Below are 22862 nucleotides of genomic sequence, written 5' to 3'. Positions count from 1 at the left end.
GGAGCGACGGACATGATCTGTGCGGGACGGGTCGTCATCGTGACCGGGGCCGGGCGCGGTCTCGGCCGGGCGCACGCGCTGGAGTTCGCCCGGCAGGGCGCCAAGGTGGTGGTCAACGACCTCGGGGTGGCCCGCGACGGCACCGGGCGGGCCGACGACGGGCCCGCCCAGCAGGTGGTGCGGGAGATCGAGGCGCTCGGCGGGCAGGCGGTCGCCGACGGCCACGACGTGGCCACGGACGAGGGCGCCGCCGCGCTGGTGCGCACCGCGGTCGAGACGTTCGGCGGGCTGGACGTGCTGGTCAACAACGCCGGGTTCCTGCGCGACCGGATGCTGGTCAACCTCGGCGAGGACGAGTGGGACGCGGTGATCCGCGTCCACCTCAAGGGCCACTTCCTGCCGCTCAAGCACGCCGGCGCGTACTGGCGGGTCCGCGCCAAGGCCGGCGAGCCGGTGGACGCCCGCGTCGTCAACACCTCCTCCGGCGCGGGCCTGCTCGGCAGCGTCGGGCAGGGCAACTACTCGGCCGCCAAGGCCGGGATCGTCGGCCTCACCCTCGTCGCCGCCGCCGAACTGGGCCGCTACGGGGTCACGGTGAACGCCATCGCGCCCGCCGCCCGCACCCGGATGACCGAGGAGGTGTTCGCGGCGACGATGGCCCCGCCCGAGCCGGGTCGCTTCGACGCCATGGCCCCCGAGAACGTCTCCCCGCTGGTCGTGTGGCTCGGCTCGGCCGGGTCCGGGGACGTCACCGGCCGGGTCTTCGAGGTCGAGGGCGGCAGGGTCTGCGTGATGGAGGGCTTCCGGCACGGCCCGGCGACCGACAAGGGCGCCCGCTGGGACCCCGCCGAACTCGGCCCCGTCATCGCCGGCCTGCTCGCCAAGGCCGAGCGGCCCGAACCGGTGTACGGGGCCTGACGACCGGCGCATCCCACTGGCCGGGAGCGCCCCGGGCGCACCCGTTCCGGCGCTCGTACCGTCACGGGCATGCTGACCGAGGAACAGCGCCGCGAGGCCGCCGACCGGCTGCGCGACGCCGAACTCGACCGGGCGCCGATCCCGCCGCTCACCGAGAGCCTGCCGGGCATCGACGCGGTCGACGCGTACGAGATCCAGCTGATCAACATCCGCCGCAGGCTGGCGGCGGGCGCGGTCGTGCGCGGCCACAAGGTCGGCCTGTCGTCCAGGGCGATGCAGCAGATGATGGGCGTGGACGAGCCCGACTACGGCCACCTGCTCGCCGACATGGAACTGCGGTCCGACGAGCCGGTGGAGGCCGCCCGCTACTGCTACCCGCGCGTGGAGGTGGAGGTCGGGTTCGTGCTCGGCGCGGACCTGCCCGGCGAGGACTGCACCGAGGACGACGTGCTGCAGGCCACCGAACGGGTCGTCCCCGCGCTGGAGCTGATCGACAGCCGGATCGCCGACTGGCGGATCCGCCTCGCCGACACCATCGCCGACAACGCCTCCTCGGCCGGCTACGTCATCGGCGAGGGCCGCCCGCCCGAGGGCCTGGACCTCACCGCGATCGAGGCGAGCCTGTACCGGGACGGCGAGCACGTGGTCTCCGGCCGGTCCGACGCGGTGCTCGGCGACCCGGTCACCGCGGTCGCCTGGCTGGCCCGCAAGGTCGCCTCGTTCGGCGTCCGGCTGCGGGCCGGCCACCTGGTGCTGCCGGGCTCGTGCACCCGGGCGATCGACGTGGCCGCCGGTCAGACGTTCACCGCCGACTTCACCGATCTCGGCTCCGTGTCGTTGACGTTCAAGTGATCCGCAGGGAGTGACCATGGCGGTGACCGCCGCGATCGTCGGGCCGGGCAACATCGGCACCGACCTGCTGTACAAGCTGCTGCGCAGCGAGCACATCGAGCCGCGCTACATGGTGGGCGTCGACCCCGGCAGCGAAGGGCTCAGGCGGGCGGCGAAGCTGGGCCTGGAGACCAGCCACGACGGCATCGACTGGCTGCTGGCCCGCCCCGAGAAGCCGGACCTGGTGTTCGAGGCGACCTCGGCGTACGTGCACCGCCAGGCCGCGCCCCGCTACGAGGAGGCCGGGATCCGGGCGATCGACCTGACGCCCGCCGCGGTCGGTCCCGCCGTGGTGCCGCCCGCCAACCTGCGCGAACATCTGGACGCCCGCAACGTCAACCTGATCACCTGCGGCGGGCAGGCCACGATCCCGATGGTGTACGCGGTGTCCCGGGTGGTGCCGGTGGAGTACGCCGAGATCGTCGCGTCGGTGGCGTCGGTGTCGGCCGGGCCGGGCACCCGCGCCAACATCGACGAGTTCACCAAGACCACCGCCCGCGGCATCGAGACCATCGGCGGCGCCCGGCGCGGCAAGGCGATCATCATCCTCAACCCGGCCGACCCTCCGGTGATCATGCGGGACACGGTGTTCTGCGCGATCCCGGCCGACGCCGACCGCGACAAGATCGCCGGGTCGATCGTCGACGTGGCCGCCGACGTGGCCTCCTACGTGCCCGGCTACCGGCTGCGCGCCGAACCCCAGTTCGACGACCCGGCCCCGGAGAGCGGCGGGCTCGCCCGCGTGGCGATCTTCCTGGAGGTGGAGGGCGCGGGCGACTTCCTGCCCCCGTACGCCGGGAACCTCGACATCATGACCGCCGCCGCCGTCAAGGTCGGCGAGGTCCTCGCGACCGAGGCAGGAGCCTGACATGCCCTACTCCGACACCCTCGACATCCGGATCACCGACTCCTCGCTGCGCGACGGCTCGCACGCCAAGCGCCACCAGTTCACCGTCGACCACGTCACCTCGGTCGTCGCCGCGCTGGACGAGGCCGGGGTGCCGGTCATCGAGGTCACCCACGGCGACGGGCTCGGCGGGTCCTCGTTCACCTACGGGTTCTCCGCCACGCCGGAGCAGGAGCTGATCAAGGCGGCGGTCAAGACCGCGACCAAGGCCAAGATCGCGTTCCTGATGCTGCCGGGCGTCGGGGTCAAGGACGACATCCGCGAGGCCGCCGACAACGGGGCGCGGATCTGCCGGATCGCCACCCACTGCACCGAGGCCGACGTGTCGGTGCAGCACTTCGGGCTGGCCCGCGACCTGGGCCTGGAGACCGTCGGGTTCCTGATGATGGCGCACTCCCAGCCGCCGGAGGTGCTGGCGAAGCAGGCGCGGATCATGGCCGACGCCGGGTGCCAGTGCGTGTACGTGGTGGACTCGGCGGGCGCCCTGATCCTGGAGGAGACCTCCGACCGGATCGCCGCCCTGGTCGCCGAGCTGGGGGACGACGCCCAGGTCGGCTTCCACGGCCACGAGAATCTCGGCCTCGGCGTCGCCAACAGCGTCGCCGCCGTCCGCGCGGGGGCGCTGCAGATCGACGGGTCGGTCCGCCGCCTGGGCGCGGGCGCGGGCAACACGCCGGTCGAGGCGTTCGTGGCGGTCTGCGACAAGCTCGGCATCCGCACCGGCGTCGACGTGTTCAGGATCGTCGACGCCGCCGAGGACGTGGTCCGCCCGGTCATGGACTCCGAGTGCCTGCTGGGCCGGATGGAGATCATGATGGGGTACGCGGGCGTGTACTCCAGCTTCCTCAAGCACGCCGACCGCCTGGCCGCCCGCTACGGCGTGCCCGGCGCGCAGATCCTGGTCCGCGCCGGGGAGCGCAAGCTGATCGGCGGCCAGGAGGACCAGCTCATCGACATCGCCATCGAACTGGCCGAAGAGCAGGGCTGACCCCGCTCGCTCCCAGGCCGGGCCCCGCGGGACCCGGTCAGGCCGGGTCGCCGGTCACCGCCTCCACCAGCGCCCCCGTCACGGTGGCGTGGTCGAGGTCCAGCCGCTCGGCGACCCGGCCGGCCTGCCGCGGAACGTGCACCGGCGCCATCGGCGCGATCACCGAGGCCGCCGCCCGCAACGCCGCCGCCCTGTCCTCCGGCGACCGCAGCGCCCCGCCCGCCCGTTCCACCGCGGCGTCCACGACGAGATCCGCCATCGGCCGCGCGCCCTCCAGAACGCGCCGCAGCCCTTCCGGCCCCTCCCGCCGCAGCACCTCCGCCGGGTCGTCACCCGGCTCGAACAGCGCCACGTCCACGGGCGCGCTCACCTCGCGCAGGACGTCCCACGCCCGCAGCGCCGCGGCCCGCCCCGCCGGATCCCCGTCCAGCGCCACCAGGATCCCGGCCTGCGCGGACGCGCGGGTCAGGAGGGCGCGGAGTTGTTCGGGGGTGATGGTGGAGCCGCAGGTCGCGATGCCGGCATGGGCGGGGAGGGCGTTGATCGCCAGGGCGTCGAAGGGGCCCTCGACGATGACCGGGCGGGCGCCGGCGGCGAGACGGTCGCGGGACTCGTGCAGGCCGTAGAGCAGGCGGCCCTTGCGGAACAGGGCGGACTCGGGGCTGTTGAGGTACTTCGGGCCGCCGCCCCCGCCGTGGCGGCGGCCGATGAAGCCCGCGATCGTCCCGCGGGCGTCCCGCAGCGGGAACATCGCCCGGTCGCGGAACCTGTCGTACAGGACTCCGCCGCGTCCCCTGCGCGCCAGCCCGGCGGCGATGATCGCGTCGTCGGGCAGGCCGAGATGCCGCAGGTGGCCGGTCAGGGCCTGCCAGGCGGCGGGCGCGCAGCCGACCGGGGCGTCCGCGGGCAGGCCGCGCCGGGCCAGGTGGGCGGGCACCCAGCCGCCGGGGGCCTGGGCGAGGAAGAACGCGTGCGCGGCCTCCAGGCAGGCATGGGCGGCCCGGGCCGCCTCCAGTTCCGCGGCGACGACGGCGGCGGCCCGCAGGATCCGGTCACCGGCGGAGATCACGGCCCCGGTGTCGGCGGCCCAGGCCCGCACCTCCGGATACACCAGGTGCGTCGCCCGGACCCCGAGATGCGCCAGCACCAGGTACGCCACCGAGGAGGTGTGCTCGGGCAGCAGCCGCCGGCCCAGCCGCAGCGCCAGCGCCGTCAGCGCCTCCCGCACCACCGGGGGGTCGGGGTCGGCCTGCACCCCGAGGGCGTGCGCCGCCTGCCGCAGCCGTTCGTACGCCGCGTCGGGCGGCAGGGCGCGCGGCGGCAGCGGCGCCCCGTCGGTCTGCGCGATGTCGAACACCGCCCGGGTCCGGCCGTTGCGCGACAGGATCCGGATCCCCGTCTCGCCCTTGCGCACGTACCGCCCGGCCGCCCGCCACTCGTTGTAGGACCGGACGTCGGCGGCGAACCGCCACTGCGCGGCGATCAGCACCGTGTTGACGAACCCGTGCCGCCCGTACCGCGCCGCCCGTTCCAGCCACCAGGTCCAGGGCCGCGAGCCCGCCAGCAACCGGGCGATCTCCTGCTCGGCCACACCGCGCAGCACGCTGCGCGTCCGCTCCGCCGGGGGCACCACCGCGGGCATGGGAAGCCTCCACACGTCGACCGTGGGGAAGCCATAAACGTGATACCCATAAACATTTCCACCCAAAACACCCGACAAGGGGGAACTCCCTCACCGGGCCGCCCTGCCCTGGCCCGCGTGCGCGCCGAACTCCTCGACCCGTGCCCGCGACGCCAGGACCGCCTCACCCGCCCCACCAGCGACGATGTGGCATGCCCGACATGCCGGCCGGGCATGGCGGCATGGGATGATCATGTCCATGCTGGACGTCGTCGCCTGGGTGCACATCGCCGGCGGCCGGATGCTCGCCGTCCGGGCGCGCGGCCGCGACCTGCTCTACCTGCCCGGCGGCAAACGCGAGGCGGGGGAGGCGGACTGGGCGGCGATCTCCCGCGAGGTCCGCGAGGAGCTGTCGGTCGAGCTGGACCCGCGCACGTTCCGCAGGCTGGGCGTGGTCCACGCGCCCGCCCACGACCAGCCGGAGCACACCCATGTACGGATGTCCTGCTTCACCGCCGCCTTCCACGGTCGCATCCACCCGTCCGGCGAGATCGACGAGCTGCGCTTCGTGTCGGTGAACGAGCGGGAGCTGCTGGCCCCGGCCGCCCGTGCCGCCCTCGACCTGGCCGCCGACTCCGGCCTGCTCGGCTGAACCGGCCGGTCAGCGGCCCTCCGCCCGGCGGCGCGCATCCTCGGCCGCGCGGGACGCCCGGGTGTGCTCCCGCCGGGCCACCTCCACCCGGCGTTCGGCCGCCCTCCGCCGTTCCAGCGCCCGGTTCAGGCGGCGGCGCAGCTCGTCGGCCTCGGCGGCGCGCTCGTCCAGCTCCCGCTGCGCCTCGGCGACCTCCGCCGCCCACTCCGCAGCCTCCTTGGCGGCCTTGTCCGCCTCCCGCCGGGCGGCCTCGGCGGCCTCCTCCCGGCGTCGGCGTTCCTCCTCGGCGCGCTGCTTCTTGGAGACCTCGGGCCCGGGCTCCGGGGGAGCCGCCGGGCGGGCGGGCGCGGTGAACCCGGCCGGCACGAACCCCGCATGGCTGCGCGGCCTGTCCAGCGTCCCGATCCGCACCTCCTCGGCGACCCGCGGATCCACCGCCGCCGCCTGCAGGGTGTCCTCCACCTCGCGCCGGATCTGGTCCCGCAGCGGCAGCCCGGCGTCGGCGGCCAGCCGTTCGGCGGTGCGCAGCAGCATCGCCACGATCTCCCCGCGCCGCTGCTCCAGGCCCCCGATCGGCTCGCCCGCCGCCCATGCCGCGCGCAGCCGGGCGCCCAGGTCCAGCAGCATCGCCAGGTCCCCGCCCGCCGCCCGGGACAGCCGGTTGACCGCCCACGCCGACACCGTGGGCTTGTGCAGCGCCCCGATCCTCCTGGCCAGCGCGGCGTCCCCGGCGGCACGCGCCTCGGCCACCAGCCGTCTGCGGGTGTCCATGAATTCCGCGGGCGGGACTCCGTACAGCTCGTGCGCGGCGGAGGCGAGATCCACACCGGCTGTCTACCCGGCCGGGCGTCCGCTCAAGAGGCCCCGAACCGCCGGGCCGACGCGTCCTCCTGGGCCAGCCGGTGCAGCGCGACCAGCACCTGGTCGTACACCACGGTCGCGGCGAGCATGCGCAGCGCCTGGGCGCGCGTGGTGTCCTCCCGCAACTGCCCGGTCTCGTGCTCGGCCAGCGCGGCGGCGGCCTGCGCGTACGGGCGCAGGGCCGCGGGCGACGGCGTGAACCCCAGCCGCCGCAGCGCGACGAACGCCTGGGCCAGCACGGTCCGGGCCGGGGCCTCCTCGGTGACCCGCCAGCCCAGCTCCTCCAGCAGCGCGTCCACCTCCCGGCGCGCGGCCCGCCAGGCCGGATCGTCGCCGGGCTCCTCCACCCGGGGCCCGATGGCGTACGCGGCGGTGCCGAACAGGTCGTGCAGCCCGATCCCGGGATCCTCCAGGGCCGTGATGACCCGCCGGATCGCCGCCACCGGCAGGTCCCCGGCCTCGCGCAGCGCCCGGATCAGCCGCAGCCGCTCCAGGTGCGTCTCGTCGTACTCGGCCCTGGTCGCGGCGGAGTTCACGCCCTTCGGCAGCAGGCCCTCCCGGATGTAGAACTTGATCGTCTGCACCGGCAGCCCGCTGCGCTCGCTCAGCTCCGAAATCCGCATGGCACCTCCGATTGGATAGTAGTACTATCCAAATATTGGATAGTGGCAGTATCTAATGAGGAGGGCCGATGTTCACCGCCATCGAGGCCACCGGCGTCCGCGAACTGGACGCGCGCCCCACGCCGGACGGCGGGCTGCTGGCCCCGCTCGACCGGCCGCTGCTCGGCTGGACCCGCGAGCCGCACGGCTGGTGCCGCGGCGAGACCTGCCTGCCGGCCTTCCGCGCCGCCGCCGCCGAGACCCCGCAGGGAGTGGACGTCGCCGCGTTCGCCGAGCTGGTCGGCAGGGTCGCGGTGATCGACCAGGCCGAACGGGCGGTCGCCTTCGCCGACGGGACCGGGCCGCTCGCCGGCGGGCTCACCGCCGGCCACGCCCCCGACTTCGCCCTCGACGGCGTGTCCCTGGCCGGCCTGCGGGGCCGCAAGGTCGCGATCGTGTTCTGGGCCTCCTGGTGCGGCTGCCGCTACGACCTGCCCGCCTGGCAGGAACGGCACGACGAGCTGGAGCCGCACGGGCTGACCGTGCTCAGCGTCTCCCTCGACCGGACCGCCGACGACGCCCGCCCCTGGATCGCCGAGGCGCACGCCGCGGCCCGCGCGCCGCACCCGGCCGTGATCGACACCGAGGGCCTGGTCGCCGAGCTCTACAACGTGATCAACGTGCCGACCGTGGTCTGGGTCGACGAGGAGGGCCGCATCGCCCGGCCGCAGGACACCCAGACCGCCACCGACCTGTTCCGCTCCATGAACGGGCTGGACTCCGCCAAGTCCGGGGAGGCGCTGCGCCGCTGGGCGCTCGACGGCGACGCGGGCCTGGACGCCGAGCAGGTCCGCCGCCACCTGCGCGTGCCGACCCCGGAGGAGAGCCGAGCCCGCGCCCACGCCCGGCTGGCCGCCTGGCTCGCCCGCGAGGGCCGCGCCGAGGCCGCCCGCCGCCACCTGGAGGCCGCCGCCGCGCTCGCGCCGCACGACGTGGCGATCCGCCGCGGCCTGATGCCGCTGACCGGCGAGGACCCGTTCGGCGACGCCTACTTCGCCCTCCGCGAGGAGCTGGAGCGCTCCGGCATCCCCCTCTACCGCCCGCTGCCCGTCAAGGAGTGAACGCCGATGGAGATCCCCTGGTCCGCCGTCGAGGCCCGCGACACCGGGCCGGTGGCGCTGGTCATGGCCTCCCGCTTCCAGTTGTCGAACGCCTGGCGGTCGCCGGTCTTCCTGGTCCACTCGCTGCGGCTGTGGCGGCAGGCCCGGCGCTCGCCCGGCGCGCTCGGCGTGTCCCTGCGGGCCGAGCCGCTGCGGGGAACGTTCTGGACCCTGTCGGCCTGGACCGACCGCAAGGCCCTCTACGCCTACGCCCGCACCGACCCGCACGGCCGGATCATGAAGAAGATCCGCCCGTGGACCCGCGACTCGGCGTTCCGCTTCTGGGAGATGCCGGTCGAGGACCTGCCGCGCCGCCGTGACGCGTCCGCCCTGTGGGACGAGGCCGGCGAGCGGCTCGCCCGGCCGGAGGAACGCGCATGAGGTTCGCCCTGCTCAGGGCCGTGCAGCCGCTCGCCCTGGTCCTCGCGCCGATCCTGCTCGTCCAGGGCCGCGGCGTACGGGCCCGCACGCCCCGCCTCCCCGAGGCCACCGGCCCCGAACGCGGCGCCGTGGACGGGAACGGCCCGGTGCTCCGGCTGGCCGTCGTGGGCGACTCGACCGCCATGGGCGTCGGCGCCGAGCGGCACGCCGAGGCGATGCCCGGGTTCACGGCCGCCGCGCTGGCCGCCGCCACCGGGCGTCCCGTCGCCTGGCAGGTCGCCGGCCGCACCGGGGCGACCGCCCGCCGGGTGAGCCGCGAGCACGCCCCGCGCCTGGACCCCGCCGACGCCGTCCTGGTCCTGGTCGGCATCAACGACCTGCTGAAACTCAGCCCGCTGCGGACCTGGGAACGCGACCTGGCCGACCTCGTCGCCGCCGTGCGCCGCAGCGCCGGGCCGGTCCCGGTGCTGATCGCCGGGATGCCCCACGTGCACCGCTTCCCGACCCTGCCGCAACCGCTCCGCGCGGTGCTCGGCCTGCGCGCCCTGGCCATGGACCACGCCATGCGCCGGGTCGCCGCCCGCCTGCCGGACGTGACGCACCTGCGGGTCGGCACGCCCGACCTGCACCGCTACTTCGCCGCCGACCGCTTCCACCCGTCCCGCGAGGGCTACCGCCTCTGGGCCGAACGACTGGTCTCCGGATGGCGGATCCTCTCCGGGGACCGGCCGCCCGAACCGGCGGCCGGGCGCTAGCCCGCGGTACGGCGCATCGCCTCGGTGATCTTCTCGGCGGCGGCCACCACCGCGGCGGCGTGCAGCCGGCCGGGGGAGCGGGTCAGCCGTTCCAGCGGCCCGGACACCGAGATCGCGGCGATCACCCGGCCGCCCGCCCCGCGGATCGGGGCCGACACCGAGCCCACGCCGGGCTCGCGCTCGCCGACGCTCTGCGCCCAGCCGCGCCGCCGCACCGCGGCCAGCGTGGCGGCCTCGAACTTGGCCCCGCGCAGCCCCCGGTGCAGCCGGTCCGGCTCCTCCCAGGCCAGCAGGACCTGCGCGGCCGAGCCCGCCGTCATCGGCAGCGCGCTGCCCACCGGCACCGTGTCGCGCAGCCCGCTGCTGCGCTCGGCCGCCGCCACGCACACCCGGACGTCGCCCTGCCGCCGGTAGAGCTGGGCGCTCTCCCCGGTGTGGTCGCGCAACTGGGCCAGCACCGGCTGGGCGATGGCCAGCAGCCGGTCCTCGCCGGCCGCCACCGCCAGCTCGGCCAGCCGGGGACCGAGGATGAACCGCCCCTGGGCGTCGCGGTGCACCAGCCGGTGGTGCTCCAGCGCCACCGCCAGCCGGTGGGCGGTCGGCCTGGCCAGGCCGGTCGTCTGGACCAGGCTGGCCAGCGACGCGGGGCCGGCTTCCAGCGCGTTCAGTACCAGCACCGCTTTGTCAAGTACGCCGACTCCGCTAGAGTTGTCCATACCTCGATATTGCAGTCTTGAAATGTGAGATGCAAGTTCGGGACCTCGGCCCTCGCGCGACGATGCGCGCAGGGTGACCCAAGGTGATCAAGACAGGTGAGGTGGAGCACATGGGCCGGACACTGGCCGACAAGGTCTACGACGCGCACGTCGTGCGGCGTGCCGAGGGCGAGCCGGACCTCCTCTACATCGACCTGCACCTGGTGCACGAGGTCACCAGCCCGCAGGCGTTCGACGGGCTGCGGATGGCCGGCCGCACGGTCCGCCGGCCCGACCTGACCATCGCCACCGAGGACCACAACGTCCCCACCCAGAACCTGCTGGCCCCCATCGCCGACCCGGTCTCGCGCACCCAGGTCGAGACGCTGCGCAAGAACGCCGCCGAGTTCGGGATCCGGCTGCACCCGATGGGCGACGACGGCCAGGGCATCGTGCACGTCATCGGCCCCCAGCTCGGCCTGACCCAGCCCGGCATGACGGTGGTGTGCGGCGACTCGCACACCTCCACCCACGGCGCGTTCGGGGCGCTGGCGTTCGGCATCGGCACCAGCGAGGTCGAGCACGTGCTCGCCACCCAGACGCTGCCGCAGATCAAGCCCAAGACCATGGCCGTCACGGTCGACGGCGCGCTGCCGGAGGGCGTCACCGCCAAGGACCTGATCCTGGCCATCATCGCCAGGATCGGCACCGGCGGCGGCCAGGGCCACATCATCGAGTACCGCGGCGAGGCGATCCGCGGGCTGTCGATGGAGGGCCGCATGACGGTCTGCAACATGTCCATCGAGGCCGGCGCCCGCGCCGGGATGATCGCCCCCGACGAGAAGACCTTCGAGTACCTCAAGGGCCGCCCGCACGCCCCCCAGGGCGCCGAGTGGGACAAGGCCGTCGAGTACTGGAAGTCCCTGCGCACCGACGACGACGCGGTCTTCGACAAGGAGGTCGTGATCGACGCCTCCACGCTGACCCCGTACGTCACCTGGGGCACCAACCCCGGCCAGGGCCTCCCGCTGGGCGAGTCGGTGCCCGACCCGGCCTCGTTCGCCGACCCGATCGAGCGGCAGGCCGCCGAGCGGGCGCTGGAGTACATGGGCCTGACCCCGGGCACCCCGCTGCGCGACATCGAGGTCGACACCGTCTTCGTCGGCTCCTGCACCAACGGCCGCATCGAGGACCTGCGCACCGTCGCCGAGGTGCTCAGGGGCCGCAGGGTCGCCGACGGCGTCCGGATGCTCATCGTCCCCGGCTCGATGAAGGTCAAGGCCCAGGCCCAGGAGGAGGGCCTGGACGAGATCTTCAAGGCCGCCGGCGCCGACTGGCGCGAGGCCGGCTGCTCGATGTGCCTGGCGATGAACCCCGACAAGCTCACCCCCGGCGAGCGCAGCGCCTCCACCTCCAACCGCAACTTCGAGGGCCGCCAGGGCCCCGGCGGCCGCACCCACCTGGTCTCGCCCGCCGTCGCCGCCGCCACCGCCGTCACCGGCCGCCTCACGGCCCCCGCGGATCTCTAGGCCGCGTGACATCCGGTACGTGAAAACAGACTTGGAGAGACGACAGATGGAAGCGTTCACCGTTCACACCGGGCGCGGGGTGCCGCTGCGGCGGAGCAACGTCGACACCGACCAGATCATCCCGGCGGTGTGGCTGAAGCAGGTCAGCCGGACCGGGTTCGAGAAGGGGCTGTTCTCGGCCTGGCGCGAGGACCCGGAGTTCGTGCTGAACAGGCCGGAGTACGCCGGGGCGAGCATCCTGATCGCCGGGCCGGACTTCGGGACCGGGTCCTCGCGCGAGCACGCGGTGTGGGCGCTGCAGCAGTACGGGTTCCGGGTGGTCATCGCGCCGCGGTTCGGCGACATCTTCCGCAACAACTCCACCAAGATGGGGCTGCTGCCGGTGGTGCTGCCCGCCGAGACCGTCGAGACGCTGTGGAAGGCCGTCGAGGAGGACCCGGCGACCGAGATCACCGTGGACCTGGGGGCCCGCGAGGTGCGCGGGGCCGGGGTCGTCGCAGGCTTCGAGATCGACGACTACACCCGCTGGCGGCTGATGGAGGGGCTGGACGACATCGGGCTGACCCTCCGCCACGCCGACGACATCGCCGCCTACGAGGAGCGCCGCGCGTCCTGGCTGCCGACCACCGTGTGACCTTCGCCGCCCTTCGGCAGGGGGCGACCGTTCGAGCGTGTCACCCCGCGGGGGATGATTTCCTGCGGGAGACACGCTCGACGTGGTTTTGGGGGCGAACACCATGAGCAATCCGTCCACTCCGCCGCGGCCGCCGGCAGGGAGCGGACCGCAGTGGGAGGACCCCGTGCTGACCCGGCTGGCCCGCCGGCTGCGGGACGCCCACCGGGCGGTCGCCCCGCTGCCGCCCGAGCCGCGCCGCCGGCTGATCCGGCATCTGCTGACGATCACCGACCTGGCCAAACGCGACCACGAACTGGCCGACCGCAGGCTGGAGGCGTTCCTGGCGGATCTGCCCTACCGGCTGGCGACAGAGTGTGACGAATCGGATACTTCGGGTTCGCAGACCTCGTCCGAAGCCCCTTCGAGCGACGAAATCGCCTGCGACACGGGAAGTATTGCTTGCAGGTGATTGTGTCAATGCCCTACGTCCTTTAGTTTCGTGCGGGCAAGGGGGGAACCGGAGGAGTAACCCAATGAACAAGCGTGAGCTGGTCGACGCCATCTCGGAACGGCTGGGCAGCAAGAAGGCCGCAGCCGAGGCCGTCGACGCGATCCTGGAGACGATCCAGAACACGGTCGCCAAGGGCGACAAGGTCGCGATCACCGGGTTCGGTTCGTTCGAGAAGGCCGAGCGGCCCGCCCGTACGGCCCGCAACCCGGCAACCGGCAAGACCATCGAGGTCCCCGCGACCTCGGTGCCCAAGTTCAAGGCCGGCGCGGACTTCAAGAACCTGGTGGCCGGCAAGAAGTAAGCACCACGTTCCACACACGCGCCCGGGATCCGTACACCACGTATGGATCCCGGGCGCGTGTTTATTGCCGCGCCTCCGGCGCGGCGGCTCGCGGGCGTGCTCATGGCGCTCGCTCCGCTCGCGCGGCTCGCGCGCCTGGGAACGCGCGGCCGTTCGTCGTCGCGGGTCGAGATCGCTCGTTCCTCGCGATCTTGACCCGCTCCTCCTCACGACCACGCGGCGCGCTCGCGGTGGCCTTCAGGACCTTCGGGTGCGAGGTCTTCGGACGCCGGGGTGCAGGGGCTCGGGGAGCGGGACAGGGCTAAGGTCGCGGTATGGGTGGTGTGCGGGTGCAGGGCACCGTGGGGTCGTTCGACGTGGAGACGCGGAGCGGGACGGTGCTGCTGGACGACGGGACGGAGCTGGGGTTCGACGCCGAGGCGTTCGCGGCCGGGGGGCTGCGGCTGCTGCGGTTCGGGCAGCGGGTGAACCTGGCCCTCGAGGACGGGAGGGTCCGGGTGGTCACCCTGTCGACGTTTCCGCTCCCGGACTGAGGGACGGCAGGCGGGCGGCCAGGGCGGTGGTGCGGGGGCCCGCGCCGAGGGCCAGGGCGGCGCGCAGGTCGTCGGGGGTGTCGACGTCCCGGCGGACGCTGGCGATGTCCTCCAGGGCCAGCTCGCGGGCGCCCTGGGCAGCGTGACGGGCCCGCGAGTCCGGGCCGAACGCGGGGGAGAACGGCACGCCGGGACGGGCGGCGTACAGGGTGGTGCCCACCCCGGCGGCGTCCGGGACGAACGACTCGGGGAAGGCGGCGGCGGCCGTCAGCACCCGGCCCAGCTCGGCGGGCCGCAGCGCCGGCAGGTCCGCGGACATCGCGCCCACGCCCACGTCCGGCCGCGCGCGGCGGGCCACGGAGGCGCCGTAGGCCAGGGCCGGGTTGAGGCCCCGGTCGGGTTCGTCGGGCACTGTGCGGGCGCCCAGCGCGGACAGCTCCGAGGCGGCGAGCGGATCGTCGGTGACCACGATCACCTCGGCGACCAGGGCGCAGCGCAGCGCGGCGGCCACGGTGTCGGCGGCCACGGCCAGCGCCAGCGCCTCCCGCAGGGGCCCGGCCGCCGCGGCCATCCGGGTCTTGGCCCTGGACAGCACCTTCACGGGCAGGACCAGCGACCATGACGTCTTGGTGTGATGTGAGGTTTCGGCAGGCATCGCAACTCGACACTATGCGGCGACACCCGCGAAACTTGAGGCCCACCCCGGGAGTGGCATGCTCCTGGCGGGGAACGGCCGGAGGAAGGCAGGCATGAGTCACGAGTATTCGCCGCGGTGGCGCAAGTTCACGATCGTGGTGCTGCGCCCGTTGCTGTACGCGCTGCTCAAGCGCGACTGGCGCGGACGGCACAACGTGCCCAGGGAGGGCGGCATCATCATCGCCGCCAACCACCTGTCCTGGGCCGACCCCCTCGCGCTGGCCCACTTCGTGTACGAGTCCGGCCGCTACCCGGTCTACCTGGCCAAGTCTCCGCTGTTCGAGGCCAAGTTCATCGGGGCGGTGCTGCGCGGCACCGGGCAGGTCCCGGTGTACCGCGACCGCGCCGACGCCGCGCTGGCCCTCAAGACCGCCGAGGAGGCGCTGAAGGCCGGCGAGTGCCTGATGTTCTACCCGGAGGGCACCTGCACCCGCGACCCGGACCTGTGGCCGATGACCGGGCAGACCGGCGTGGCCCGGCTGGCCATCTCCACCGGCGCCAAGGTCGTGCCGGTCGCCCACTGGGGCGCGCACGAGCTGCTGCCGTACGGCAGCAAGAAGTTCCGCCCGTTCCCGCGCAAGACCATGCACGTGATCGCCGGCGAGCCGGTCGACCTGTCCAAGTACGCCGGCAGGCCGATGACCGCGACGGTGCTGCGCGAGGCCACGGGTGAGATCATGAGGGCCATCGCCGACCTGCTGGGCGAGCTGCGCGGCGAGGAGCCGCCCAAGGAGCTGTACGACCACAAGAAGGCGATCGCCGAGCGCCGCCGGCGCGAGGGCGGGGACGCGGCCGCCTCGTGACCGGGCCGCCCGGCCGCCGGGGGACGCCCGGCGGCCGGGCGTACACGGCGGACACGGGTACCAGGGCATCGACGACGGAGCGGGCATTGACGAAAGCGGCAGTACTGGGTGCGGGATCGTGGGGCACCACCTTCGCCAAGGTGTTGCATGACGCGGGCACCGAGGTGATCGTGTGCGCCCGCCGTCCGGAGATCGCCGAGCAGATCAACGAACGGCACGAGAACACCCAGTACCTGCCGGGCATCACGCTGCCGGAGGGGCTGCGAGCCACCGCCGACCCGGCCGAGGCGCTGGACGGCGCCGACCTGGTGGTGCTGGCGGTGCCGTGCCAGACGCTGCGGGAGAACCTGCACGCCTGGCGGCCCCTGCTGCCCGGCGACGCCGTGCTGGTCAGCCTGATGAAGGGGATCGAGCTGGGCACCGGCCGGCGGATGAGCGAGGTGATCGCCGAGGTCACCGACGCCCCCGCGGACCGGATCGCGGTGGTGTGCGGCCCCAACCTGGCCCGCGAGATCGCCGCCGGCCAGCCCGGCGCGGCGGTGGCGGCCTGTGTCGACGAGCGCACCGCCCAGCGCATCCAGGCGGCCTGCATGACCTCGTACTTCCGGATCTACACCAACACCGACGTGGTGGGCTGCGAGCTGGGCGGGGCGGTCAAGAACGTGATCGCCCTGTGCGTCGGCATCGCGGTCGGGCTGGGCTTCGGCGACAGCACCCGGGCGCTGCTGATGACCCGGGGGCTGGCCGAGATCGCCCGGCTGGGCGCGGCGCTGGGCGCCGACGAGCACACCTTCGCCGGGCTGGCCGGGCTCGGCGACCTGGTCGGCACCTGCAGCTCCCCGCTGTCGCGCAACCGCACGTTCGGGGAGAACCTGGGCCGCGGCATGACGCTGGAGGAGACCATCGCGGTCACCAAGCAGACCGCCGAGGGCGTCAAGTCCTCCGAGGCGGTGCTGGAGCTGGCCCGCAAGCACAACGTGGAGATGCCGATCACCGAGGTGGTGGCGGCGGTGATGCACCACGGGATGAGCATCGCCGAGGCGGCGTCCCTGCTGATGTCCCGCTCGCCCAAGCCGGAACGCTACGGCGTGTGAGGGCCGCCGCCCGGCGGGCTCAGCGGTCCCGCAGGGCCGAGGCGCACAGGCGTTCGCACAGGTCGCCGAAGCCGATGCCGGCCGCCGCCGCCGACTGCGGCATCAGGCTGGTGGCGGTCATCCCCGGCAGCGTGTTGGCCTCCAGGCACCACAGCCCGCCGCCCGTGTCCATCCGGAAGTCGATCCGGCTGTAGGAGCCCAGCTTGAGCGCGTGGTGCGCGGCCACCGCCAGCCGCTGCGCCTCGGCGGTGACGTCGGCGGGCAGGTCGGCGGGGAACGTCTCGACCGCCCCGCCCACCTGGTACTTGCTCTGGTAGTCGAAGATCTCGCCGAGCTGCGGCACGATCTCGCCGACCGCCAGCGCCCGGCCGTCCAGCACCCCGACCACCAGTTCCCGGCCGGGCACGAACCGCTCGATCATCACCTCGCGGTCGTAGGCGGCGGCCGTCTCGATCGCCCCGGCGAGCTGCTCGGGGGCCTTGACCACGGTGAGCCCGATGGTGGAGCCCTGGGTGTTGGGCTTGACGATGGCCGGGAACCCGATGCGCTCGGCGACCTCCTCCACGGTGGCCGGCGCCATCAGCCAGTCCGGGGTCGGCACCCCGGCGCAGCGGAACAGCCGCTTGGACACGTCCTTGTCCATCGCCACCGCGCTGCCCAGCACCCCGCTGCCGGTGTACGGGACGTTCGCCGAGTCCAGCAGCGCCTGCAGGGTGCCGTCCTCCCCGGAGCCGCCGTGCAGCGCCAGGAACACCACGTCCACCTCGCGCAGCGGACCGCCCTCGGCGACCAGCCGGGCGGTCACCTCGGCGGCCGGGATGTCGGACAGGCCCGGCGGATCGTAGGCGACGGTGGCGCCGACGAACGCGGCGACCTCCTCGGGGGCCAGCGGTCCCCGGGCGGTGTCGATGGCGACGACGTCGTGCCCGCGATCCCGCAGTGCCGTGAAGACCTGTGCGGCGCTGGCGATCGAAACGTCCCGTTCCGCGCTCGCCCCTCCGAACAACACGGCAATACGCATCAGCCATCCCCATTGCTGCTGTGTGCTGGGCCGATCCGGGTTCGGGGCCCGCGTCCGCAGCAGGGTAGCAAGACACCCGGGTGCCCCCGGAAGCCCCGGCGGCGGCCCGTGGCGGGCGGGTCCTTACCGGGTCGTAAGCGCCGGGAAACCGATCCGAAACAGCGGCGGGAACACCATTTCCCATCGAGTTCACCGCGAAGGGAAGACCACTGTGATGTTGTCGCCGGCGCCGCTGCTTCCGCACTCGCCCGTCCCGGCCGCCGCGCAGGCCGTGCCCGGCCACAACCGCTGGCACCCCGACATACCGGGCGTCGCCGAGGTGATCACCGGCGGTTCGATACGGCTGGAGTGCGAGGGCGGACCACCCGGCCGTGAACCGGTGCTGTGCGGGCCGATCGTGGTGGTCGGCGCGGAGGCCGGCGACGTGATCGTGGTGGACGTGCTCGAGGTGGGGCGCGGCGACGGGGATTCCGGCCGCGGCCACCCCGGCGTCATCGGGTGCGCGCCCGCGCCGCAGAGCCTGCCGGCCGCCGGGCTCGGCCCGGTGGACACGCGCGGCGCGCTGCTCGGGCGGGTGCACCCGGGGCTGTTCGGCTACGAGCAGGTCGCCGCCGAGGCGGTGCCGACCGTGGCGCGCGGCCGGGAGATCGGCTCCTGCGCCATCGCACCGCTGACCTCCGGTTCGCGGATCCTGCTGCCCGTCCACGTGCGCGGCGCCAAGCTGTCGGTGGGCGACCTGCACTTCCCCGGGCGCGGGGCGCCGGACTGCGGCCCCGCCCGGTCCGGCTGGATCGACCTGCGGATCAACCTCACCAAGCAGGGCGTCGAGCGGTTCGGCATCCGCGGCCCGATGCTCATGCCCGACCCGGACGTCGCCTGACCCGTCCCACCGGCCCCGGTCCGCCGTTCTCGCGTCGTTCGGTGCCGGAACGGGCCGGTTCGCGCCGCCCGGCGGCCGATCCCAGACCGTCGGCGGGGATTGTCTTGAACCGTGGCCAGGTAGACGCCTGTTCATGATGCGACAGACGATCCTCACGGCCGCGCTGGCGCTGGCCGTTCCGACGTTGCCCGCCCTGCCCGCCCTGCCCGCCCTGGCCGCGCCCGGTGACGGGCGGATCACCGTCCGCCCCGCCGGCGTCTCGGAGGACACCGCCCAGGACGCGACCCGGGTCTGCCGGTTCTACCTGGACGCCACGGGCTTCCAGGACGACCGTGCGCTGCGCTACCGGCTCCAGCGCGAGAACTCCTCCTCGACCGTGATCGTCTCCGGCACGATCCACCTGGACAACGGCTCCGGCAGCAGCGGCGTCATCCGCGTCCCCGACGGGGAGTACGCGCTGACCTGGAGTTCGATGGGCTCCCTGGTCGCCGCCGGCCAGAAGAGGATCACCGTCGACTGCAAGGGCTCCACCGGCTCCCAGCCCGCCTCCGGCAACGCCTCCACCGGCACCGGCCAGCAGGCGGCGGAGACGACGGCCCAGGCGGACGACGACCCGTCCTTCCTAGACCTGTCCCGGTTCCTGTAGAACGCCCGCCGGGACAGAGCCCCGGTCCGACCTAGCCCCGGACCGGGGCGCTTCATGTCCGGAGGCGTGCCGGCCGGCAGGTCCTGGCGCTCTCCTGCTCACCGGCCGGGAAATCCCGCCGGGAAAATGCGTTGCCCCGTTCCCGAACGGGTGGCAGAGTCTTACCCGTCAGCCGGAAACGAGAACGGCGCACGAGGGACCCTGAGAGGAGGACCGGCCATGAGGCGGCTATCGCTTCGACTGCCCTGGGCGTCACTCGCCCGCCACGGCCGGATCCTTTATCCCTGATTTCCGGGCCGCGACGATCGCAGTGACGCCTCCTCGATCCACCACGCGGCTCTACTCCAACAGGCAGAGAGGCCACTCTCAGGAAGTGGATGTTCCGGGTTCGAATCCCGGGAGCCGCACCATGCCCTCGTGGTCCAACCGGTAGAGGCGCTTCGTCGAGAGCGAAGAGGTTGCAGGTTCGAATCCTGCCGGGGGCACGCGGCACACGGTTTTCCCCGTCCCGGGGGCGGCGCCGACGCGGGAGAGTCGGGCCTGCCTGTAAAGCAGGTGCCTCGCGCTGAGTGGGTTCGAATCCCACCCGCCCCACCGAAACGGTGACACAATGATCGCTCCGCCGGATCTCCGGTCGCCGAGGGGGGCCATGCAGGATCGGGAGCTGAAGCTCAACTCGCTGTCGCGGTACGCCAAGTCGTCGCCGTTGTTCATCCTCGAGGAGCACGGGCACTGCGAGGTGCCGGCGGGCTGCGGGGGAGTGGTCCTGCGCTGGCGGGACCCACGGGCCGGCGTGCCGTTCACCCTGTGGTCCCACACCCCGGGCCGGGTCAGGCTGTGGCTGGACGGGACCGAGCCGCCGTCGTCGCGGCCGGTGGTGGGGTTCGGCGAGCACGCGCTGGCGCTGGCGATCGAGGGCGTCGATCCGGCGTTCATGGTGCTGATGTTCGCCGCCGGCGACCGTCCCGACCAGGACCGGCACGTGAAGCGGTCGGCTCCGGAACTGGTCCGGCACACGCTGACGACCGCTGACGACGGGACTTGGCGGTACACGTTCGACGAGCCGCGCGACGATTCCTGGAAACTCCCCGGATTCGACGACTCCGGCTGGCCGCCGATGGTCCGCAACGAGGAACGACCGCCGCCCGAGGACCCGGAGAAATGGGATCCCGCCGCCTACCGGATCACCAAGCTCACCGGATTCGGGGCCGTCGGGCTGGGCGTCGAGGGGCGGGACGACCGGGTGTGGATCCGCAAGGAGTTCACCATTCCGGCGCCCGGCGGGCAGGAGGCGTGATGCGACCGCTGGTCCTGATCCCGCAGTTCTTCGGCAGCCTGGTGTTCGACCGGCGCACCTCGCGGTACCTGCCGTTCGACGACGCCGCCACCGCCGTGCTGCGCCGGTTGCACGACGCGCCGATCGAGGCCGTTCTCGCCGATTCCGCGGACGACGAGCGCGAAACGGTCGTGCGGTTCTTCGAGCATTTCTACGAGCTGGGATTCTTCACCGTCGACGGCCGGTTCGCCGGGACCGTTCTCGGCGATGTGCGCGTTCCGCCGGACCATCTGGTGGGGCCGCTGGCGGTGCACCTGGAGGTCGCCTCGTCGTGCAACCTGACCTGCACCCACTGCTTCGCCGGTGAACTGCCGCGCCGGGAGCGGCGGCTGACCCTGGCGGAGATCGACCGGCTGTTCGCCGAGATGGCCTCGCTGGGCAGCTTCCGGCTCGGGCTGACCGGCGGGGAGCCGCTGCTGCGCAGGGACCTCTTCCAGATCATCGACCTGGCGCTGGAGCACGGGCTGGCGCCCTGCGTCACCACCAACGGGCTGCGGATCACCGAGGAGATCGCCCGCGAGTTCGGCAGGCGCGACCTGGTGTGGCTGAACGTCAGCCTGGACGGCGCCACCGCGGAGTCCAACGACCGGATCCGCGGCGCGGGCACGTTCGAGCGGGTGCTGGAACGGCTGGAGGTGCTGCGCCGGCACGCCCGGTTCACCCTGGCGTTCACGATCATGAGCGGCAACGTGGCCGAGGTCGAGGAGTGCGCCCGGCTCGCCCACCGGGTCGGCGCCGACACCGCCGTGTTCCGCCCGCTGTACCCGGTGGGCGTGGCCCGCGACCACCCGGAGCTGATGCCGAGCTTCGCCGAGTACAACACCGCCCTCGACACGCTGGCGCGGATGGGGGACGACGGGTCCATGGACCTGCGGCACATCGACCCGTTCGGCCCGCACTCGCGGAGCGAGACCCAGTCCGTCGTCCACCAGAACTACGGGTGCGGCGCCGGCAACCTGGTCTGCTCGATCTCGGTGTCCGGCGACGTCAACCCGTGCAGCTTCCTGGGGCCGCAGTTCGTGGCCGCCAACGTGCGCGAGTCGTCGCTGGCCGAGATCTGGCACCACAGCGCCGGGTTCCGGGCGATCCGGGCGCTGCCGCACTCCGAGCCGGCCAGCGGGCGGGGCAACACCGCCACGTTCGCCGGGGGCTGCCGGGCCCGCGCGCTGGTGCTGAACGGGTCGGTCAACGCTCCCGACCCGTGGATCACCGACCAGGTGAGCCTGGAACGGGACCCGCACCGGACGGTCCGCAACCCGCTGTCCATCGTCGACGTGACCCCGCGCCGCCGGGGCTCGTGCGGGTGAGGCGCATGGACCTGGAGACCGTCGGCGACCCCCGCGAACTGCTGGCGCTGGCGCGGGAACTGGAGGCGGCGGGGGACCGGCACCGCGCCGCGACCGCCTACGACCGGGCCCACGGGCTCGACCCGGCCGACCCCGAGATCGCCGAGGCCCGCGCCGCGCTGCTGGACTCGCTGGCCGTGGTGGAGCACGGCATCACGTTCCGCTACGTCCCCGGCGGCACCTTCCTGATGGGCTCCGAGACCGGGGAACCGGACGAACGGCCGGTGCATCCGGTGCGCCTGCCGCACTACTGGCTGTCGGAGGCCCCGATCAGCTGGGCCGCCTACTGCGCGCTCATGGACTGCGAGCCGCCCCCGGACGGGTCGCCCCGCGGTGGGGACGACGACTTCGGCTTCTTCCTCGAGAACAAGATCCGCCTCCAGTACTGCGAGGACGCCACCACCCGCGCGGTCGACTGGCACGCCCACGCCGCCCCGCACAAGTGGTACAGCGGCGACCGGGAGATCGACTCGCGGGACATCTTCGGCACCCCGCCGCGCGAGGACCCCGAGCGGCCCTGGCGGTACGACACCAAGCCGATGGTCAGCGTCTCCTGGGAGCAGGCCGCGGAGATGGGCCGTCGCCTGACCACCGGGCGGGCCGTCTACCGGCTGCCCACCGGGGCCGAGTGGGAACGGGCCGCCCGCGGCGGGCTGATCGGCCGCCGCTACCCGTGGGGCGACGAGCCGCCCACGCCGGAGCGGTGCGACTTCGACCGCTTCGACGAGTTCTCCGTCCTGCCGTCGCGCCGCCTGCCGCCCAACGGGTACGGCCTGTACGCGATGTCGGGCTCGGTGTGGGAGTGGACGGCCGACTGGTACGACGCCCGGTACTACGCCCACAGCCCGGAGGCCGACCCGACCGGACCGGCCGAGGGACAGGAGAAGGTGCTGCGCGGCGGATCCTGGGCGGACTGCGCCGATGTGGTCACGGTGTCGTTCCGGATGTCCTGCGCGGTGGGCGACCACGGCAACTACATGAGCCCCACCATCGGCTTCCGGCTGTGCCGCCGGGAGCCGCGGACCCGGCGCTAGTCTGGAGGCGCATGTCGCACCGGCGCGGTCTCCGAAGAAGCCGCAAACTCTCTCAGGGGACCCGGCCGGGACTTGCGTGGCAGGC

At 73.6% G+C, this 22862-nt stretch carries 25 protein-coding genes, 3 tRNA genes and 1 pseudogene; 23 read left to right on the top strand and 6 right to left on the bottom strand.

What is annotated here, in order from left to right; translation table 11 throughout:
* Positions 1-12 precede the first annotated feature (12 nt).
* From HNR21_RS30235 to dmpG, 4 genes are all read left to right on the top strand, one after another.
* Positions 13-918, top strand: a complete 906-nt coding sequence (locus tag HNR21_RS30235) for an SDR family oxidoreductase (RefSeq protein WP_182707819.1) — start codon at positions 13-15, stop codon at positions 916-918.
* Positions 919-987: 69 nt separating this feature from the next.
* A complete protein-coding gene (locus HNR21_RS30230) occupies positions 988-1770 on the top strand; it encodes a 2-keto-4-pentenoate hydratase (RefSeq protein WP_182707818.1) in 783 nt (260 codons plus the stop codon).
* A 16-nt stretch (positions 1771-1786) separates the two neighbouring features.
* On the top strand, positions 1787-2677 hold the full coding sequence (locus tag HNR21_RS30225) for an acetaldehyde dehydrogenase (acetylating) (RefSeq protein ID WP_182707817.1): 891 nt from the start codon (positions 1787-1789) through the stop codon (positions 2675-2677).
* 1 nt (position 2678) lies between these two features.
* Positions 2679-3704, top strand: coding sequence for a 4-hydroxy-2-oxovalerate aldolase (gene dmpG / locus HNR21_RS30220; RefSeq protein WP_119729238.1), 1026 nt, complete (start codon positions 2679-2681; stop codon positions 3702-3704).
* 37 nt (positions 3705-3741) lie between these two features.
* Here the strand turns inward: dmpG and HNR21_RS30215 are convergent, their stop codons facing one another.
* Positions 3742-5346 (bottom strand): toprim domain-containing protein, encoded by a 1605-nt coding sequence (locus HNR21_RS30215; RefSeq protein ID WP_182707816.1) that lies wholly within the window; start codon positions 5344-5346, stop codon positions 3742-3744.
* A gap of 238 nt (positions 5347-5584) precedes the next feature.
* Here HNR21_RS30215 and HNR21_RS30210 point away from each other — a divergent pair, with 238 nt between their 5' ends.
* Positions 5585-5977: an NUDIX hydrolase gene (locus HNR21_RS30210; protein WP_119729240.1), complete on the top strand. Its 393-nt coding sequence runs from the start codon at positions 5585-5587 to the stop codon at positions 5975-5977.
* A gap of 9 nt (positions 5978-5986) precedes the next feature.
* Here the strand turns inward: HNR21_RS30210 and HNR21_RS30205 are convergent, their stop codons facing one another.
* Positions 5987-6802 carry a hypothetical protein gene (locus HNR21_RS30205; RefSeq protein ID WP_182707815.1) on the bottom strand — a complete coding sequence of 272 codons (816 nt, stop codon included), beginning with the start codon at positions 6800-6802 and terminating at the stop codon, positions 5987-5989.
* A gap of 29 nt (positions 6803-6831) precedes the next feature.
* Complete coding sequence (locus HNR21_RS30200; RefSeq protein ID WP_182707814.1) at positions 6832-7461, bottom strand: MerR family transcriptional regulator; 630 nt, start codon at positions 7459-7461, stop codon at positions 6832-6834.
* A 68-nt stretch (positions 7462-7529) separates the two neighbouring features.
* Between HNR21_RS30200 and HNR21_RS30195 the strand changes: the two genes are divergently transcribed.
* From HNR21_RS30195 to HNR21_RS30185, 3 genes are read left to right on the top strand one after another with little or no spacing between them, the layout of a single operon-like run.
* Entirely contained in the window at positions 7530-8561 is a 1032-nt protein-coding gene (locus tag HNR21_RS30195) for a TlpA disulfide reductase family protein (RefSeq protein WP_182707813.1), read from the top strand.
* Positions 8562-8567: 6 nt separating this feature from the next.
* On the top strand, positions 8568-8981 hold the full coding sequence (locus HNR21_RS30190; protein ID WP_182707812.1) for a hypothetical protein: 414 nt from the start codon (positions 8568-8570) through the stop codon (positions 8979-8981).
* Positions 8978-9736, top strand: coding sequence for an SGNH/GDSL hydrolase family protein (locus tag HNR21_RS30185; RefSeq protein WP_220500356.1), 759 nt, complete (start codon positions 8978-8980; stop codon positions 9734-9736). Before HNR21_RS30190 ends, HNR21_RS30185 begins: the two co-directional genes overlap by 4 nt.
* Here the strand turns inward: HNR21_RS30185 and HNR21_RS30180 are convergent.
* Positions 9733-10452: an IclR family transcriptional regulator gene (locus HNR21_RS30180; protein WP_119729246.1), complete on the bottom strand. Its 720-nt coding sequence runs from the start codon at positions 10450-10452 to the stop codon at positions 9733-9735. The two genes, HNR21_RS30185 and HNR21_RS30180, sit on opposite strands and share 4 nt — an antisense overlap.
* Before the next feature lie 110 nt (positions 10453-10562).
* Here HNR21_RS30180 and leuC point away from each other — a divergent pair, with 110 nt between their 5' ends.
* From leuC to HNR21_RS30155, 5 genes and pseudogenes are all read left to right on the top strand, one after another.
* The gene (gene leuC, locus HNR21_RS30175) at positions 10563-11960 is read left to right on the top strand and encodes a 3-isopropylmalate dehydratase large subunit (protein ID WP_182708908.1); all 1398 of its coding nucleotides are present in this window, start codon (positions 10563-10565) and stop codon (positions 11958-11960) included.
* A gap of 46 nt (positions 11961-12006) precedes the next feature.
* Positions 12007-12594 carry a 3-isopropylmalate dehydratase small subunit gene (gene leuD / locus HNR21_RS30170; protein ID WP_119729248.1) on the top strand — a complete coding sequence of 196 codons (588 nt, stop codon included), beginning with the start codon at positions 12007-12009 and terminating at the stop codon, positions 12592-12594.
* Positions 12595-12697: 103 nt separating this feature from the next.
* Positions 12698-12925, top strand: a pseudogene (locus HNR21_RS36795) (SCO5555 family protein); the annotation flags it as partial.
* 184 nt (positions 12926-13109) lie between these two features.
* Positions 13110-13388 (top strand): HU family DNA-binding protein, encoded by a 279-nt coding sequence (locus HNR21_RS30160; protein ID WP_119729249.1) that lies wholly within the window; start codon positions 13110-13112, stop codon positions 13386-13388.
* Positions 13389-13702: 314 nt separating this feature from the next.
* Complete coding sequence (locus HNR21_RS30155) at positions 13703-13921, top strand: hypothetical protein (RefSeq protein WP_220500355.1); 219 nt, start codon at positions 13703-13705, stop codon at positions 13919-13921.
* On the opposite strand, the gene cofC is transcribed toward HNR21_RS30155, so the two are convergent.
* A complete protein-coding gene (cofC, locus tag HNR21_RS30150) occupies positions 13890-14576 on the bottom strand; it encodes a 2-phospho-L-lactate guanylyltransferase (RefSeq protein ID WP_182707811.1) in 687 nt (228 codons plus the stop codon). The genes HNR21_RS30155 and cofC overlap by 32 nt on opposite strands.
* Positions 14577-14670: 94 nt before the next feature.
* Here cofC and HNR21_RS30145 point away from each other — a divergent pair, with 94 nt between their 5' ends.
* Together HNR21_RS30145 and HNR21_RS30140 are read left to right on the top strand one after the other, a co-directional pair.
* Positions 14671-15420 (top strand): lysophospholipid acyltransferase family protein, encoded by a 750-nt coding sequence (locus HNR21_RS30145; protein ID WP_182707810.1) that lies wholly within the window; start codon positions 14671-14673, stop codon positions 15418-15420.
* 86 nt (positions 15421-15506) lie between these two features.
* The gene (locus tag HNR21_RS30140) at positions 15507-16514 is read left to right on the top strand and encodes an NAD(P)H-dependent glycerol-3-phosphate dehydrogenase (protein ID WP_182707809.1); all 1008 of its coding nucleotides are present in this window, start codon (positions 15507-15509) and stop codon (positions 16512-16514) included.
* 19 nt (positions 16515-16533) lie between these two features.
* Here the strand turns inward: HNR21_RS30140 and HNR21_RS30135 are convergent, their stop codons facing one another.
* Positions 16534-17535, bottom strand: coding sequence for a D-alanine--D-alanine ligase (locus HNR21_RS30135; protein ID WP_119729253.1), 1002 nt, complete (start codon positions 17533-17535; stop codon positions 16534-16536).
* 214 nt (positions 17536-17749) lie between these two features.
* Between HNR21_RS30135 and HNR21_RS30130 the strand changes: the two genes are divergently transcribed.
* From HNR21_RS30130 to HNR21_RS30095, 8 genes are all read left to right on the top strand, one after another.
* Entirely contained in the window at positions 17750-18415 is a 666-nt protein-coding gene (locus tag HNR21_RS30130) for an acetamidase/formamidase family protein (RefSeq protein WP_119729254.1), read from the top strand.
* 133 nt (positions 18416-18548) lie between these two features.
* Positions 18549-19061 (top strand): hypothetical protein, encoded by a 513-nt coding sequence (locus HNR21_RS30125; RefSeq protein WP_182707808.1) that lies wholly within the window; start codon positions 18549-18551, stop codon positions 19059-19061.
* Positions 19062-19394: 333 nt separating this feature from the next.
* Positions 19395-19471: transfer RNA gene (locus HNR21_RS30120), tRNA-Leu, on the top strand.
* 1 nt (position 19472) lies between these two features.
* Positions 19473-19546, top strand: a tRNA-Leu gene (locus HNR21_RS30115).
* Between the two features lie 26 nt (positions 19547-19572).
* A tRNA-Tyr gene (locus HNR21_RS30110) sits at positions 19573-19655 on the top strand.
* Positions 19656-19710: 55 nt separating this feature from the next.
* On the top strand, positions 19711-20358 hold the full coding sequence (locus tag HNR21_RS30105; protein WP_182707807.1) for a hypothetical protein: 648 nt from the start codon (positions 19711-19713) through the stop codon (positions 20356-20358).
* A complete protein-coding gene (locus HNR21_RS30100) occupies positions 20358-21704 on the top strand; it encodes a radical SAM protein (RefSeq protein ID WP_182707806.1) in 1347 nt (448 codons plus the stop codon). The genes HNR21_RS30105 and HNR21_RS30100 overlap by 1 nt, the downstream gene beginning before the upstream one ends.
* A gap of 5 nt (positions 21705-21709) precedes the next feature.
* Positions 21710-22777 carry an SUMF1/EgtB/PvdO family nonheme iron enzyme gene (locus HNR21_RS30095; RefSeq protein WP_182707805.1) on the top strand — a complete coding sequence of 356 codons (1068 nt, stop codon included), beginning with the start codon at positions 21710-21712 and terminating at the stop codon, positions 22775-22777.
* Positions 22778-22862: the final 85 nt, after the last annotated feature.

It is taken from the genome of Thermomonospora cellulosilytica (assembly GCF_014138835.1).
GTDB lineage: Bacteria > Actinomycetota > Actinomycetes > Streptosporangiales > Streptosporangiaceae > Thermomonospora > Thermomonospora amylolytica.
The sequence above is the reverse complement of the archived record's forward strand: the minus strand, read 5'-3'. Positions and strand labels throughout refer to the sequence as shown.

Excerpts from the sequence above, each read along its gene's own strand:
- HNR21_RS30235 (WP_182707819.1), top strand. The coding sequence starts at position 13 with ATGATCTGTGCGGGACGGGTCGTCATCGTGACCGGGGCCGGGCGCGGT.
- HNR21_RS30230 (WP_182707818.1), top strand. The coding sequence starts at position 988 with ATGCTGACCGAGGAACAGCGCCGCGAGGCCGCCGACCGGCTGCGCGAC.
- HNR21_RS30225 (WP_182707817.1), top strand. The coding sequence starts at position 1,787 with ATGGCGGTGACCGCCGCGATCGTCGGGCCGGGCAACATCGGCACCGAC.
- dmpG (WP_119729238.1), top strand. The coding sequence starts at position 2,679 with ATGCCCTACTCCGACACCCTCGACATCCGGATCACCGACTCCTCGCTG.
- HNR21_RS30215 (WP_182707816.1), bottom strand. The coding sequence starts at position 5,346 with ATGCCCGCGGTGGTGCCCCCGGCGGAGCGGACGCGCAGCGTGCTGCGC.
- HNR21_RS30210 (WP_119729240.1), top strand. The coding sequence starts at position 5,585 with ATGCTGGACGTCGTCGCCTGGGTGCACATCGCCGGCGGCCGGATGCTC.
- HNR21_RS30200 (WP_182707814.1), bottom strand. The coding sequence starts at position 7,461 with ATGCGGATTTCGGAGCTGAGCGAGCGCAGCGGGCTGCCGGTGCAGACG.
- HNR21_RS30195 (WP_182707813.1), top strand. The coding sequence starts at position 7,530 with ATGTTCACCGCCATCGAGGCCACCGGCGTCCGCGAACTGGACGCGCGC.
- HNR21_RS30190 (WP_182707812.1), top strand. The coding sequence starts at position 8,568 with ATGGAGATCCCCTGGTCCGCCGTCGAGGCCCGCGACACCGGGCCGGTG.
- HNR21_RS30185 (WP_220500356.1), top strand. The coding sequence starts at position 8,978 with ATGAGGTTCGCCCTGCTCAGGGCCGTGCAGCCGCTCGCCCTGGTCCTC.
- HNR21_RS30180 (WP_119729246.1), bottom strand. The coding sequence starts at position 10,452 with ATGGACAACTCTAGCGGAGTCGGCGTACTTGACAAAGCGGTGCTGGTA.
- leuC (WP_182708908.1), top strand. The coding sequence starts at position 10,563 with ATGGGCCGGACACTGGCCGACAAGGTCTACGACGCGCACGTCGTGCGG.
- leuD (WP_119729248.1), top strand. The coding sequence starts at position 12,007 with ATGGAAGCGTTCACCGTTCACACCGGGCGCGGGGTGCCGCTGCGGCGG.
- HNR21_RS30160 (WP_119729249.1), top strand. The coding sequence starts at position 13,110 with ATGAACAAGCGTGAGCTGGTCGACGCCATCTCGGAACGGCTGGGCAGC.
- HNR21_RS30155 (WP_220500355.1), top strand. The coding sequence starts at position 13,703 with ATGGGTGGTGTGCGGGTGCAGGGCACCGTGGGGTCGTTCGACGTGGAG.
- cofC (WP_182707811.1), bottom strand. The coding sequence starts at position 14,576 with ATGCCTGCCGAAACCTCACATCACACCAAGACGTCATGGTCGCTGGTC.
- HNR21_RS30145 (WP_182707810.1), top strand. The coding sequence starts at position 14,671 with ATGAGTCACGAGTATTCGCCGCGGTGGCGCAAGTTCACGATCGTGGTG.
- HNR21_RS30135 (WP_119729253.1), bottom strand. The coding sequence starts at position 17,535 with ATGCGTATTGCCGTGTTGTTCGGAGGGGCGAGCGCGGAACGGGACGTT.
- HNR21_RS30130 (WP_119729254.1), top strand. The coding sequence starts at position 17,750 with ATGTTGTCGCCGGCGCCGCTGCTTCCGCACTCGCCCGTCCCGGCCGCC.
- HNR21_RS30125 (WP_182707808.1), top strand. The coding sequence starts at position 18,549 with ATGATGCGACAGACGATCCTCACGGCCGCGCTGGCGCTGGCCGTTCCG.
- HNR21_RS30105 (WP_182707807.1), top strand. The coding sequence starts at position 19,711 with ATGCAGGATCGGGAGCTGAAGCTCAACTCGCTGTCGCGGTACGCCAAG.
- HNR21_RS30100 (WP_182707806.1), top strand. The coding sequence starts at position 20,358 with ATGCGACCGCTGGTCCTGATCCCGCAGTTCTTCGGCAGCCTGGTGTTC.
- HNR21_RS30095 (WP_182707805.1), top strand. The coding sequence starts at position 21,710 with ATGGACCTGGAGACCGTCGGCGACCCCCGCGAACTGCTGGCGCTGGCG.